Annotated in this window: 13 protein-coding genes and 1 tRNA gene; 5 read left to right on the forward strand and 9 right to left on the reverse strand. The window is 68.7% G+C overall.

The features are described from left to right. Positions 1-65 precede the first annotated feature (65 nt). The 7 genes from E3T33_RS00935 to E3T33_RS00965 form a co-directional block, all read right to left on the reverse strand. A complete protein-coding gene (locus tag E3T33_RS00935; RefSeq protein WP_092322163.1) occupies positions 66-1,082 on the reverse strand; it encodes a magnesium and cobalt transport protein CorA in 1,017 nt (338 codons plus the stop codon). 246 nt (positions 1,083-1,328) lie between these two features. Further along, positions 1,329-3,119, reverse strand: coding sequence for an acyl-CoA dehydrogenase (locus tag E3T33_RS00940; protein ID WP_092322164.1), 1,791 nt, complete (start codon positions 3,117-3,119; stop codon positions 1,329-1,331). A gap of 75 nt (positions 3,120-3,194) precedes the next feature. Beyond that, positions 3,195-3,266 (reverse strand) — tRNA-Arg (locus E3T33_RS00945). A gap of 46 nt (positions 3,267-3,312) precedes the next feature. Continuing rightward, positions 3,313-4,269: a CHAP domain-containing protein gene (locus E3T33_RS00950; protein ID WP_092322166.1), complete on the reverse strand. Its 957-nt coding sequence runs from the start codon at positions 4,267-4,269 to the stop codon at positions 3,313-3,315. A gap of 109 nt (positions 4,270-4,378) precedes the next feature. Then, positions 4,379-4,876, reverse strand: a complete 498-nt coding sequence (locus E3T33_RS00955; protein WP_092322167.1) for an HNH endonuclease — start codon at positions 4,874-4,876, stop codon at positions 4,379-4,381. 336 nt (positions 4,877-5,212) lie between these two features. Beyond that, complete coding sequence (locus E3T33_RS00960) at positions 5,213-5,902, reverse strand: C40 family peptidase (RefSeq protein ID WP_134574548.1); 690 nt, start codon at positions 5,900-5,902, stop codon at positions 5,213-5,215. A 391-nt stretch (positions 5,903-6,293) separates the two neighbouring features. Continuing rightward, complete coding sequence (locus E3T33_RS00965; RefSeq protein ID WP_092322170.1) at positions 6,294-7,001, reverse strand: metal-dependent transcriptional regulator; 708 nt, start codon at positions 6,999-7,001, stop codon at positions 6,294-6,296. 73 nt (positions 7,002-7,074) lie between these two features. Here E3T33_RS00965 and serC point away from each other — a divergent pair, with 73 nt between their 5' ends. Further along, positions 7,075-8,193: a phosphoserine transaminase gene (serC, locus tag E3T33_RS00970; protein WP_134574549.1), complete on the forward strand. Its 1,119-nt coding sequence runs from the start codon at positions 7,075-7,077 to the stop codon at positions 8,191-8,193. Positions 8,194-8,294: 101 nt separating this feature from the next. Here the strand turns inward: serC and E3T33_RS00975 are convergent, their stop codons facing one another. Beyond that, complete coding sequence (locus E3T33_RS00975) at positions 8,295-8,903, reverse strand: DUF3027 domain-containing protein (RefSeq protein WP_092322173.1); 609 nt, start codon at positions 8,901-8,903, stop codon at positions 8,295-8,297. Beyond that, a complete protein-coding gene (locus tag E3T33_RS00980) occupies positions 8,896-9,276 on the reverse strand; it encodes a cold shock domain-containing protein (RefSeq protein ID WP_092322175.1) in 381 nt (126 codons plus the stop codon). The genes E3T33_RS00975 and E3T33_RS00980 overlap by 8 nt, the downstream gene beginning before the upstream one ends. 113 nt (positions 9,277-9,389) lie before the next feature. Between E3T33_RS00980 and E3T33_RS00985 the strand changes: the two genes are divergently transcribed. The 4 genes from E3T33_RS00985 (at position 9,390) to E3T33_RS01000 (ending at position 14,043) form a co-directional block, all read left to right on the forward strand. Then, positions 9,390-9,665: a multidrug ABC transporter ATPase gene (locus E3T33_RS00985; protein WP_134574550.1), complete on the forward strand. Its 276-nt coding sequence runs from the start codon at positions 9,390-9,392 to the stop codon at positions 9,663-9,665. Positions 9,666-9,669: 4 nt separating this feature from the next. Beyond that, a complete protein-coding gene (locus E3T33_RS00990; RefSeq protein WP_134574551.1) occupies positions 9,670-11,550 on the forward strand; it encodes a helicase-associated domain-containing protein in 1,881 nt (626 codons plus the stop codon). 45 nt (positions 11,551-11,595) lie between these two features. After that, positions 11,596-13,236 (forward strand): DNA repair helicase XPB, encoded by a 1,641-nt coding sequence (locus tag E3T33_RS00995; RefSeq protein ID WP_092322180.1) that lies wholly within the window; start codon positions 11,596-11,598, stop codon positions 13,234-13,236. 114 nt (positions 13,237-13,350) lie between these two features. Next, a complete protein-coding gene (locus E3T33_RS01000; protein WP_092322181.1) occupies positions 13,351-14,043 on the forward strand; it encodes a response regulator transcription factor in 693 nt (230 codons plus the stop codon). Positions 14,044-14,067: the final 24 nt, after the last annotated feature.

A 14,067-nucleotide genomic window follows, 5' to 3' on the forward strand; every position in this document is an offset into this window, starting at 1 on the left:
TACCCTAATTCGGACTGGCACGGTTTGCGGGTAGGCGCCCCCGGGTTTCGCTCGATCACTGATGGTCAGAGCCAGTTGCGCTTCTTGAAGATGACGTAGAGGCCCACGCCCATCCCGACCATCAGGGTGACGGCGAACGGATAGCCCCACTCCCAGAGAAGTTCGGGCATGTGCCGGAAGTTCATGCCGTAGATCGTGCCGATGAGCGTGGGCGCGAACAGGATGGCCGCCCAGCCGGAGATCTTCTTAACCTCTTCGCTCTGCGCCAGGCTCGTCTCGGAGAGGCTGCGGGTTTCATCGTTCTGCCGCTGGTTCACCAGGGTGCTGTGCACGGTGAGCGCGTTGGACAGCAGCTCCCGGAACGAGTCTCCCCGTTCCACCACGCGGATGGTGTGGTCGAGCACGTCGCGCAGGTGGTGGCGGATTTCCACGTCGACGTTGCGGGTCTCGAACCCGCGCTGCAGGGACTCCATCATGCCCACGAGCGGCTGGGTCGCCCGCTGGAACTCGATCACCTCGCGGGAGAGCGCGTAAATGCGGCGGGACACCTCGGGGTCGCCGGTGAAGAGCTGGTCCTCGATCTCATCGATGTCGTTCTCGAGGCCCGCGACGACGGGCCCGTATTCGTCGACGATCTGGTCGAGGATCGCGTAGAGCACGGCCTCGGGCCCGAGGGCCAGGAGCGCCGGGTCCTCCTCCATGCGGCGGCGCACGGTCGCGAGGTTGGGGGCCTCGGCGTGACGGATGGTCAGCACGAAATCCGGCCCGACAAAGAGGTGCACTTCGCCGAACTCGACCCGCTCCTCCGCGTCGATGTACCGCGCCGGGCGCAGCACGAGGAAGGCGATGTCGTCGAAGCGTTCGAGCTTGGACCGCTGGTGGCCCTTCAAGGCATCCTCGACCGGCAGGTGGTGCAGATTGAACTCCTCGGCGACGGAGCGCACTTCCTGCTCGGTCGGCCGGTACATGCCGATCCAGGCGAACCCCGCGTTCGCCTTGAGGACTTCGTAGGTCTCATCGAGCGAGGCCGGCGTCGCCGCCCGTCGGCCGTCCACGTAGATCGCATTGTCGATCAGCGCCATCGGTTCTCCTTCGCTCGCGTACCAGTGTCGCAGGGGCGGGGCGAACTGTGGTGCAAGCCGGGCGGGCCGGGCATGCGAAAGGGGGCCAAACCCGAATTGGCCCCCCTCGCAATTCCTGGCCAGGGTGACAACCCGAATGTCTCCTGAACCGGCGATGCAGCTCGAGGAGCGTGCATCGTGTTCCATAGTCTGCGGCAGCGCCGACGCCTCCGGTAGTCAGCTCTTTGGGGGACCGGCGGTCGCGCGTCAGCCGCGGCGCACCGCGCCCGCCAGCCGGCCGGCGTCCAGCGCGAACAGGTCTCGGGATCCGGCGGTGGCTGCCCCGAGCAGGCCGGCGCACTGCGGCAGGAGCTGCTCCGCGTAGAAGCGGGCGAGCACGAGCTGGGTCTCCGCCATCTCGGCGTCGCCGGTGGCCGGCCCGGCCAGGGCCGAGCGGGCCAGCAGCCATCCCCCGACGCAGAGCCCCCACATGCGCAGGTAGGGCGTGGAGCCCGACAGCGCGGAGTCCGGGTCGGTGCTTCCGGTGGAAAGCATCCACGCGGTGGCCGTTTCGAGGGCGTCGAACTGCCGGCCGAGCTCCATCCGGATCAAGTCGAAGTCATCGCCGGCGCTCGCCAGCTCCGCCTCGACCTCGCGCATGGTCGCGATGAACTCCATCGCCGAGGCGCCGCCGCGCACGCCGAGCTTGCGGCCGACGAGGTCCGCAGCCTGGATGCCGTTGGTTCCCTCGTAGATCGGGGTGATCCTCACGTCGCGGTAATGCTGCGCGGCTCCGGTCTCCTCGATGAAGCCCATGCCGCCGTAGACCTGGAGCGCGAGGGAGGTGATCTCGGTGCCGAGGTCGGTGCCGAACGACTTGCAGATCGGGGTGAGCAGGCCGACGACCTCGCCGGCCCGCGCGGCGGCCCGCTCGTCCTGGTCGTGGCTGGCGTGGTCCATCTGCACGGCGTTGAAGAGCATCATCCGGCGGAGCGCTGCGAGGTAGGCCCGCTGGGTCATCAGCAGGCGGCGCACGTCGGGATGCTCGATGATCGCCGAGTCCTTCCCCTCCGCCCCGATCGCCAGGCCCTGCCTGCGGTCCTGGGCGAAGTCGAGCGCCTGCTGGTAGGCGCGCTCGCCGATGGCGAGGCCCTGGGTGCCGACGGAGAGCCGGGCGCTGTTCATCATCACGAACATGATCCGCATGCCGAGGTTCTCCTCGCCGATGAGGTAGCCCGTCGCGCCCTCGTAGGAGAGCACGCAGGTCGGCGAGCCGTGGATGCCGAGCTTGTGCTCGATCGAGAGGCAGGTGACCGGATTGTGCTCGCCGAGCGAGCCGTCCTCGTTCACCAGGAACTTGGGCACGATGAAGCAGGAGATGCCCCTGGTGCCGGCGGGTGCGCCGGGCGTGCGGGCCAGCACGAGGTGCACGATCTGCTCGGCCAGGTCGTGCTCGCCGTAGGTGATGAAGATCTTCTGCCCGGTGATGGCGAAGGTCCCGTCACCGTTCGGCGCGGCACGCGTGGCGAGCGCCCCGACATCCGACCCGGCCTGCGGCTCGGTGAGGTTCATCGTGCCGGTCCACTCGCCGCTGATCATTTTGGGGAGGTAGCGCTGCTTCTGGGCATCGTCGCCGTAGTGCAGGAGCGCGTCGATGGCGCCCTGGGTGAGCAGCGGGCAGAGCGCGAAGGCCATGTTGGCGGATGCCGTCATCTCCTGGATCGCGAGGTTCACCGACCAGGGGAATGCGCCGCCGCCGAACTCCTCCGGGAACGGGACCGAGCCCCATCCGGCGTCGACGTACTGGCGGTAGGCCGCCTTGAACGGGGCCGGCGTGACCACCGAACCGTCGGGCTGGCGGCGCGCGCCTTCGACGTCGCCCGGCTGGTTGGTCGGCGCCACGACTTTGGCCATGAAATCGCCGCACTGTTCGAGGAGGTCGACCACGGTGTCGAGGTCGGCATGCTCGTAGCCGGGCAACCGGGCGACGCCCGGGTAACCCACGACATGCTCGAGGACGAAGGCGAGATCGGTCAGGGGAGGTCTGTAGGTGCTCACGATCGTCAGCGTAGCCCAGCCTCCAACATCCGCCGTAAGGCGTTGTAGGAAATATCCAAGTTGTTGGCGGTGAAGTGCCCCTGGAGGGATTCGAACCCCCAACCGTTTCCTTAGGACGGAACTGCTCTTCCGTTGAGCTACAGAGGCTGACCGGTCAAGTTTAGCGGTGTGCGCCAAACCCGGTGTGCGCCGACTATGTCGGGGGGTACAGGAAGAGCGGCACCTCGCTGGCCGGGACGGTGCGCGTGTGGTACGCGCTGCTGCCCATCCAGTTGTACTCCTCGAGCACGACGGAACCGCCGGCCGAGACCGACTGCACGTAGGCAACATGGTTGTAGTTGAACCAGGCGACCGCTCCGACGACGGGCTTGTTGCCGGTGGCCCAGCCGTGGCCGGACCAGGCGTTGGCCCATTGGGAGGCGTCTCCGCCGCCGGGGGTGAGGTTGCTCCAGGTCCAGCGCCAGTTGCCGCCGGTCACGCCGGCGTCGCGGTTGAGGCGCCAGGCGACGAAGTCGACGCACTGTCCGTAGACGTAGCCGAGCGGAGAGAGCCCGCTCGTCTTGCCCGCCCAGGGGTAGTCGTCACCGTCGGCACGGATGCCGTAGACGGCGTAGGCGGCGGTCGTCGCGCGGGCCGCGTCAGCGGCCTTCTCCGCGGCGGCCGCGGCGGCGGCGCGCTCACGCTCGGCCAGTTGCGCGGTGGTGGTCGCGCTGAAGCCGTCGCGGGCGACCGAGATGCTCGCCGAACCGGCTGCCACGGTCACGTCCTGCGCTTCCGCCGACGCTCGCTGGTGCGCCGTGCGGGCGCCTACGAGGCCCTCGCCCGGCGTGAACGCGTAGGCCGGGAGCGCCGCGGTGAGGAAGAGTCCGGGAATCGCGAGCAGGGTGACCGCGACCGTCAGGGGGCTGTTGCGCTTGGAAGGCGGCGGGCGCGTGGCCGCCGGCGTTGGGGTCACGGGCTGCGCGGCCATGGGCCGCGCGGCTGCGCGGGCGGCATCCGGGGCCACGCTGACGGCCGGGGCGGCCTTCTGCTCGGCCGGCTCGGTGGAAACTTCCGGGGTTTCTCCTGCCTCCCGCTGCGCGCGAAGTTCGCGGCGCGTGGGAGTCGCAGTGGAGTTCTCGGGAGAACCGGTCTGGCCGGGCTGGGGCAAAAGGGGGTCCTCCGGAGTGCGGGTTCAGGTCGTCTGGCTCCCCCACACTATGGGAACGAGCGCCGAATGTCACCTCGGGCGTTACATTGCCGTGACTTTCGCGTCGTCCTCAGGCTGCCGGGGCGAGGTACTCGTCCCACTGGGGCAGGGGGCGCTCGACGCCTCTGACCACCCAGGTGGTCCCCTGCGGCATGCGCGGATCGAAGAGCAGGTCCCAGTTCATTTCCGCCGGCGTGTGGTCGCCCTTGACGTTGTTGCAGCGCAGGCAGCAGGCGACGAGGTTGTCCCAGGTGTCCCGGCCGCCACGGGACCGCGGCAGCACATGGTCGATCGTGCTGGCCGATTTGCCGCAGTAGCCGCAGCGATGCTCGTCCCGGCGCAACACTCCCCGCCGGCTGACAGGCACGGCCACCGACCGTGGGATGCGCACGTATCGGGTGAGCAGGATGACGCTCGGGCGCTCCCAGAACCCGGAGGCGGCCACGACCGGGTGCTCCTGGTCGCTCTCGACGATCGTTGCTTTGTGATTCATGACCAGCACGAGTGCCCGTTTGAAGGACACCACGGCGAGGGGCTCGTACCCCGCGTTGAGGACCAGTGTGCGCATGCGCTCCCTTTCGAAGGAGGCTGGACGGCTTCCAGCCATTCGAACTACGTTCCGGCGCCCAGCGAAACAGGAGAGTGCAGCCAAACAAGAAAGAGCGCTGTCACGAGGACAACGCCCGACGAGCCACGGCGTGGCCCGGACATGTTTGACTGCCGTGCCGCAGCACCGAGTGTCCGCGCACATCCATGGCATGGACTGTGCGAAGCTCGCGCATTGGCTCTCCCGAAAGAAAATCGCAGAACATCAGGCCCTCAGGTTAACGCACAACTGGCGTTCCACGAAAATATGGCACGCCAGATGTGCTAAGGGCGGGTCGGCGGGGCGGCCGGCCGCGGATCAGGTTCCGATGCGGACGATGTAGTAGTTGCTCGTCCAGATGGGCTGGACCCGCACCCTGGTGCCCGAGTATGGGGCGTGCAGGATGTTGCCGTTGCCGGCGTAGAAGCCGATGTGGCCGGGCATCACGACGAGGTCGCCGGGCCTGGCGGAGGAGGTCGCGACGCGGGTTCCGGCGGCGGCCTGGCCGGCCGACGAGTGCGGCAGGCTCACACCGAACTGCGCGTAGACGTACATCACAAGCCCGGAGCAGTCGAAGCCGGCCGGCGTCGATCCTCCGTATACATAGGGGACGCCCTGGTACTGCGCTGCGACGTTGTAGACCGAGGACAGGCTGACGTTCGGATGCGCCGGGGCGGCCAGATACTGCTTGGCCGACGGGCCGGTGTACGACGCCGCATACGAGGTCATCTGCCTGGCCACTTCCTTGCGGCGCGCCTCAGCGGCCCTGGCCGCCGTTGCCGCGGCCCTGGCCCGGGCGCGGGACGCCAGCTCCTCCACCGTCGTCGCCGTGAAGCCGTCCCGGGAGACGCTGGTCGTTGCCGCCAGCGTGGACACCTCCACGGCCTGCGCGCCGGACCGGGCGAGCTCGGTGGCCGCGGTCGCCCCGTAGCGGATCTCGCCCTTGCCCGGCGTGAACGCATAGGCGGGAAGCGCCAGGGTGGCGACGAGCCCGCCGGCGAAGGTCATGACAACGATGTTGCCGAGGCTCCCCCGCCGGATCGAGGGCCGGGGTTGCCGGGGGACGGGAGCGGGCGGGGAGACCTCCCGCGGGTCCTGCGTGTTGAGTTTCGGATTTGTTCCGCGACGGAACCGTGTGATGCCGTAACCAGCCAAAGTTTTTACCTCCGGCGCCTCGACAACACTAGGGAGTTGTCCCGTCCACTGCGCTCATGGCGTGTGATGTACCGAGTCAAGAGACGGGAGGGAAAGGCGTCTTAACCCGGGCCCTTCGACCGACTTCCGGCCTGCGGGACAGGTCCGACGCTACGTGACGATCCCTCGTTTGTCACTTTCATCGACACATTTTTAACGAATTGGTAACGACAAACCGGCTGTGAGGGAGTGGCTCCCCCACGGTTCAGGCCGAGGCCGGCGGGGTGGCGACGAAGATGTGGACGGCCAGCTCGTGGGGCAGTTCGAGCCCCTCAGCGAACCCCTCGACCCGCACGGAAACGTACTGTCCGGCGGCCCGGAAGGTGCCGGTCCGGCCGGGCAGCACGCCGGCCTGCTTGAGCTGGCGCAGCAGCTCCGGGTCGAACTGCACGGGTTCGCCCAGTCGCCGGATGACGGCCGTCACGGGCTCGCGGGACGTCGCGACCACATCGACCAGGCTGGTCACTCCGGCCATGAACGCGACGGCGGGCGAGTCACCCAGCTCGTCGAGGCCTGGGATCGGGTTGCCGTAGGGGGATTCGGTCGGATGGCCGAGGATCTCGAGGATCTTGCGCTCGACCTGCTCGCTCATCACATGCTCCCAGCGGCAGGCTTCGTCATGGACGAACTCCCACTCGAGCCCGATGACGTCGCTGAGCAGCCGCTCGGCGAGGCGATGCTTGCGCATCACGTGGACGGCCTTGCTGCGCCCCTCGGTCGTGAGTTCCAGATGGCGGTCGCCCGACACGATGACCAGGCCGTCGCGCTCCATCCGGGCGATCGTCTGCGATACCGTCGGGCCGGAGTGGCTGAGTCGCTCGGAGATGCGTGCCCGGAGCGGCACGATCTGCTCCTCCTCGAGGTCGAGGATCGTGCGGAGGTACATCTCGGTGGTGTCGATCAGATCAGTCATCCGCAGCCCTCCGCTCGCCCTCCAGCAACGTCACAACCCTACCTGTCGCCTCCCGGCCAACTAGAATCGCCCTATGCCGGATCTGAAAATTCCCTCCGAACTCCTGCCCAGTGACGGTCGATTCGGCTGCGGCCCGTCGAAAATCCGGCCGGAACAACTCGAGCACCTGCTCACCGCGGGAGCGGCGGTGCTCGGCACGTCCCATCGCCAGCCGCCGGTCAAGGACCTCGTCGGTCGCGTCCGATCGGGCCTCGGCGAACTGCTGCGCGCGCCGGACGGCTACGAGGTCGTGCTCGGCAACGGCGGATCGACCGCCTTCTGGGACGCGGCCGCTTTCTCCCTGATCGACAAGCGCAGCCAGAACCTCGTCTTCGGCGAATTCGGCGGCAAATTCGCCGCTGCCGCGGCTGCCCCCTTCCTCGATGCACCCGACGTGATCTCGGCGGCTCCCGGTTCGCGCAGCGAATTCGTGGTCACCGAGGGAGTCGACGTGTACGCCTGGCCGCAGAACGAGACGTCGACGGGCGTCATGGCGCCGGTCACCCGGGTGCACGGCGACCCCGGTGCGCTCACCGTCATCGACGCCACGAGCGCCGCCGCCGGCATCGACTTCGACGCCGCAGCGTCGGATGTCTACTACTTCGCCCCGCAGAAGAACCTCGCCTCCGACGGCGGCCTGTGGCTGGCCCTCTTCTCCCCCGCCGCCGTCGAACGGGTCGAACGCATCGCCGCGAGCGGCCGGTACATTCCCGAGTTCCTCAGCCTGAAGAACGCGATCGACAACTCGCGGCTCAACCAGACGCTGAACACCCCCGCACTGGCCACCCTCCTGCTGCTGGAGAGCCAGCTCGACTGGATCAACGGCAACGGCGGACTGGCCTGGGCGTCCGCACGCACGCGGGAATCGTCATCCGTGCTGTACGAGTGGGCCGAGCGCGTCGACTACGCGACGCCGTTCGTCACCAACCCCGATCACCGTTCGCAGGTTGTCGTCACCATCGACTTCGACGAATCGGTGGACGCGGCCGCCGTGGCGCGGACGCTCCGTGTCAACGGAGTCGTCGACACCGACCCGTACCGCAAGCTGGGTCGCAACCAGCTGCGCCTCGCGACGTTCACGGCGATCGCGCCGGACGACGTGCGCAGCCTCGTCGGGGCGATCGAGTACGTCGTCGCACACCTCGGCCGGTAGACCAGATGCGGCTCTGGCTGAAAGACAGCGAACGGCGCCCCGACCCGCTGCCCGCGCGCACGGATGCGCGCACGGCCTTCTTCGCGGGTTCGGCGGTGTGGCTAGTCGTCCTCGTCGTCGCGGTCGTCTTCCGCGTCGAACTCGCCGCTCGCGGCTTCGAATGGTGGGTCTGGTGTGCCGTCATCGGTCTCGGCCTCGGCCTGGGCGGCCTCGCCTGGGTTCAGGGGAGACGCCGCTAGCGCTTCCCCGAAATCGATGCCGTCGAGTTCGTCGTCGCCGCCATCCTCGTCTTCGAACTCGTCGTCCTCATCGAGGGCGTCGGCTTCGTCCGTCTCCACGTCGAACTCGTCGAGGGCGTCCAGCGCTTCGGCGGCGGCCTCGGCCTCGGCGAGTTCCTGTGCGGTGCGGTGGTCGGCCAGCCGGTCCGACCACGGAACCCACTCGGGGGCGAGCAGGGCTTCGCCGCCGGGCATGAGCTCGGTCTCGAGCACGGAGGGCTGGGAATCGCCATCGATGCGAGACAGGCTGACGGTCCAGTGCCAGCCGGGGTAACCGGTCATCAGGCAGTCGAAGAGGAGCGACACGACGTGTTCGCCCTCAACGATGTGGCCTACCGGTTCGCCGATGGTGTCAGCGGGGGTGATCTCGATCAGGGCGGCGCGCGCCACGTCAACGGCCTGGAGCAGGGTTTCGTCCGCCAGCTCAGGCATCGAGCTCCTCGGCAACCTTGCGCAGCATGGCCGCGATCTTCTTGCTGTGGGAGCTTTCCGGGTAGCGTCCTCGGCGCAGGTTGGCGCCCATCCCGTCGAGCAGCTTGACCAGGTCCTCGACGATGATCGCCATGTCGTCGGCCGACTTGCGGCTGAGCTTTGCGAGGCTCGGCGGTGACTCGAGCACCCGCACGGACAGCGCCTGGGCGCCCCGTTTGCCGTCCGCGATCCCGAATTCGAGCTTCGTCCCGGCCTTGACCGTCACGCCGGAGGGCAGGGCGGAAGCGTGCAGGAAGACCTCCTGGCCGTCATCGGAACTGATGAAGCCAAAACCCTTCTCTTCGTCGTAAAACTTGACCTTGCCGGTAGGCATCTAGACCTCGCTGGGTTCCGGGCGCGCGGAAATGCGCGTCATCCGAGCCAAGCCTATTCGCTTCGGCGGGTCCCCGCCCCGTCTTTGTCGGGTCCGACCACTATCCTTGGGGTGTGACCATTCAAACCGCACAAAGCTTCAGCCGGATCGAGCGCATCCTGGCATTTATGGTCGCGGGTGTTGTGGGTCTGTCGATCCTCGCCTTTCTGGGCATCATCTTCGGCACGATGGCCGGAGCCGGAACCAACGACGGTTTCAGCTCGGGAATCTGGCCGGTCATCTTCACGCTGCCGTACTACGGCCTGCCCGCCGGTTTCCTGGCCATCGTCGCCCTCATGGTGTTGACGGGCGTTCGCCGCAGTCGCGAGGCACGCCAGAGCAGGCGGTAGCGGCATGCTCTCGCTGGCAACGCGTCTCCGGTCCCTCGACGACGAATCCCTGCGCCTGGCGATCGTGGCCCGCTCCGTGCCGGCCACCGGCATCCGGGACTTCTTCGACCTGGCCGAGAGCCTGCTCGACCCGGCCTCCGTGCAGGCCGCGCTGGCCCACCTGGACCGGGCCACCCTCGCCGCCCTGGCCGTAGCCGGCGAGCTTGCTGGCGGCCTGGCCGCCGCGGACCCGGCCACCCCGGGGCCGACGATCGCGGAGCTCGCTGACCGATTGACTGTGCTTGCGGGGGCATCCGTCGCGGAAGCCGACGTTGCCGCGCGCGCCGCGGAGCTCCACCGCCTCATGCTCGCCTGCGTCTCGGACGGGCGGCTGGCCCCGTACGACGCCGTCAGTGCCCAGCTCCAGCGCTGGTCCGCCGACGGACTGCCGAGCGCCACCGAGCTGGCGGCCGCCCCGCAGCCCGCGCCCCTCCCCCCGGCGTCGGAGAACGACATCCGATTCGCCGACCGGCTGGCCACCGAGCGCGCCTTCACCGCCGTCTCCGCGATCGCCGAACTGGTCACGGAGCTCGCGCGCGAGCCCGCACGTGAACTCAGCCGCGGCGGGCTGGGGCTTCCGGACAGCAAACGGCTCGGCCTGGTCATGGCGGTGGACCTCGAGATCGTCGCCCCCCTGGTCGCGACCGCCGCCCGAGCCGGACTCATCGCTCAGTCCAACGGACACTGGCTGGGCACCGAGGCCGGGGAGGCCTGGATGCTCGAGGGCACCACCCGTCGCTGGGCGGCGCTCGCCCGCGCCTGGCACGATGCCCTGCCTGCCGATGTTCGCACCCTCCTGGCCCGCCGCCCCGCGTTCTCCTGGGGCGCGGGCCTGCACGCCTTCGTCAGCTGGCTCTACCCGGCCGGCGGCGACGCGATCGACGCACGCGTGAGGGAATTCACTCGCGATGCCGAACTCATCGGGGTCATGGCGCACCACATGACCAGCCCGGCCGGGGTGGCCCTCCTGGCCGGCGACCTCGACGCGGCCGCCGCACTCATGGGCAGGTCGCTGCCGGCCGAGGTCGGCGCGGTGTACCTCCAGCACGACCTGTCGATCGTTGCCCCCGGCCCCCTCGCCCCCTCGATCGACGCGCGGCTCCGCGGCCTGGCCGATGTTGAAAGCCGCGAGCTCGCCTCCAGCTACCGCATCACGGCGGCCTCGGTGAGCCGCGCCCTGGCGGCCGGCGAAACCGCCGACTCGCTGCTCGACTTCCTGCGCGCCGTTTCGCTCAGCGGCATCCCGCAGCCGGTGGAGTACCTCATCCGGGAATCGTCGGACCGGTACGGCCGCGTCCGGGTGGGCAGTGCCCACGCCCCCGGGTCCCCGACGCAGAGTTACGTCCGCTCGGACGACGCCGCGCTGCTGGGCACCATCGCGGTCGATCAGACCTTCGCGCCGCTCGCGCTCGTTCGAGACACCGAGAATCGCCTGACCAGCCGCATCCCCGTCGAAACCGTGTTCTGGGCGCTCACCGACGCGCGCTACCCGGTCGCCGCGGAAGACAGCGACGGCGAGATCGTGCACCTGCGCCGCCACCAGCTCGCCCGCGTGCAACCGGTCGTCGTGACCGACCCGGCTGCCGCGCTGGTCGAGAAGCTCCGCGCCGGTGACGGCGGGGAGGTCATGGCCGGGGACGCGTGGCTCGCCCGCCAGCTGGACACGGCCATCAAGGGCAAGCAAACCGTCACGGTGAGCATCGCCATGCCCGGCGGGGTCGTCGTCGATTACCTGCTCGAGCCGGCGAGCGTGGGCGGCGGGCGCTTCCGCGCCCGGGACCGCCGCGCCGACATCGAACGCACGCTTCCGCTCTCGAGCATCATCAGCATCACGCCGGTCGGGTAGGTCGGCTCCCGGCTTTCAGCGCGCGCTGGCGTAGGATTACCGGTTATGTCTGACGGACCCCTGATCGTCCAAAGCGACCGCACGGTTTTACTCGAGGTCGCCCATCCCCTCGCGGAGGATGCGCGTCACGACCTGGCCGTGTTCGCCGAGCTCGAGCGCGCCCCCGAGCACATCCACACCTACCGGATCACCCGCCTCGGGTTGTGGAACGCGCGGGCGGCGGGGCACGACGCCTCCGACATGCTGGCCACGCTGGAGAAATACTCGAAGTTCGCCATTCCGCAGACCGTGAGCGTCGACATCACCGAGACCGTCGGCCGTTACGGCCGGCTCGTGATCGAGCGCGACGACGCCGGCGCGCTCATCCTGCGCAGCAACGACCAGGCCGTGCTGATGGAGATCTCGGGCGCCAAGCGGATTTCGCCCCTGCTGGTCGGACATCCGACGCCGGATTCGTTCCTGGTCGAGCCGTGGGCCCGCGGGCAGCTCAAGCAGGAGCTCGTCAAGCTCGGCTGGCCGGCCGAGGACCTCGCCGGGTACACACCCGGCACGCCGCATCCGATCGCGCTGCTCCAGAGCGGCTGGGCGCTGCGCGACTACCAGAACAAGGCGGTGGCGAACTTCTTCGAGGGGGGCTCCGGCGTGGTCGTGCTCCCCTGCGGCGCCGGCAAGACGCTCGTGGGAGCCGGGGCAATGGCCACCGCGCAGACCAACACGCTCATCCTGGTCACCAACACGATCTCGGCCCGGCAGTGGCGCGACGAACTGCTCAAGCGCACGACCCTCACCGCCGACGAGATCGGCGAGTACTCCGGCCAGGTGAAGGAGGTCAAGCCGGTCACGATCGCGACCTACCAGATCCTCACCGCGAAGCGGAAGGGCGAGTACGCCCACCTCGAGCTCCTCGACGCCATGGACTGGGGCCTGGTGATCTACGACGAGGTGCACCTGCTGCCCGCGCCCGTGTTCAAGCTCACCGCGGAACTGCAGGCGCGCCGCCGGCTCGGCCTCACGGCCACCCTGGTGCGCGAGGACGGCCGCGAGGGCGACGTGTTCAGCCTGATCGGTCCCAAGCGCTTCGATGCGCCGTGGAAGGAGATCGAGGCCCAGGGCTTCATCTCCCCCGCGTCCTGCTACGAGGTGCGGATCGACCTGCCCCAGTCCGAGCGGCTCAGCTACGCGGCGGCCGCGGACGACGAGCGCTACCGCATGGCCGCGACCGCGCCGGCGAAGCTGGATGTCGTCAAGCAGCTGGTGGCGAAGCACCCGGGTGAACGCATCCTCGTGATCGGCCAGTACCTCGACCAGATCGACGAACTGGCCGAGGCGCTCGGCGCCCCGAAGCTCACCGGCGCGACCCCCATCGACGAACGCGAGCGGCTCTACCAGGCCTTCCGGGTCGGCGAGGAGAACGTGCTCGTCGTCTCGAAGGTCGCGAACTTCTCGGTCGACCTGCCCGAGGCCACGGTCGCGATCCAGGTCTCCGGGTCCTTCGGCTCCCGGCAGGAGGAGGCCCAGCGCCTCGGCCGCCTGCTCCGGCCGAAGGAGTCCGGCCTGTCGGCGAACTTCTACACCCTCGTCGCGCGCGACACCGTCGACCAGGACTTCGCCCAGAACCGCCAGCGTTTCCTCGCCGAGCAGGGTTACAGCTACACGATCCTGGACTCCCACAACCTCGCCGCCTGACTCGCGAAACCGCAGTTGTGCGCGTTATGAGTGCGTTTCAACGCGCACGACTGCGGTTTCGCGGGGAAGGGTAGCTCTCAGGAACATCCCAGCTAACGCGCAGATACTGGTGGCATGACCGATGGCCCCCGCATTCTCATTGTCGACGACGAACCCAACATCCGGGATCTTCTCACCACCAGCCTGCGCTTCGCCGGCTTCGCCGTGCGCGCCGTGGGTAACGGCGCCCAGGCGATCTCCGCCGTACTCGAGGAGGAGCCCGACCTGATCATCCTCGACGTCATGCTCCCCGACATCAACGGTTTCGGCGTGACCAAGCGCCTGCGCACGGCCGGCTACACGGCCCCGATCCTCTTCCTCACCGCGAAGGATGACACGGAAGACAAGATCACCGGGCTCACGGTCGGCGGCGACGACTACGTCACCAAGCCGTTCAGCCTCGACGAGATCGTCGCGCGGATCAAGGCGATCCTGCGCCGCACCATGCACGCCGACGAGGATGCCGTCATCCGCGCCGGCGAACTCACGATGGACCAGGACACCCACGAGGTGCTCGTCGGCGACCAGCCGATCGAGCTCAGCCCGACCGAGTTCAAGCTCCTGCGCTACCTGATGCTCAACCCGAACCGGGTGCTGTCCAAGGCGCAGATCCTCGACCACGTGTGGGAGTACGACTTCAACGGGGACGCCGGAATCGTCGAGTCCTACATCTCCTACCTGCGGCGCAAGGTCGACACGCATTCGAGCGAGCCGCTGATCCAGACCAAGCGCGGCTTCGGCTACATGCTCAAGGCGGCCAAGGCGTAGCTCACAGGCTGCGCCCGTAAACTG

Origin of the sequence: Cryobacterium sp. TMT1-2-1, assembly GCF_004403955.1 — a bacterium.
GTDB lineage: Bacteria > Actinomycetota > Actinomycetes > Actinomycetales > Microbacteriaceae > Cryobacterium > Cryobacterium psychrotolerans.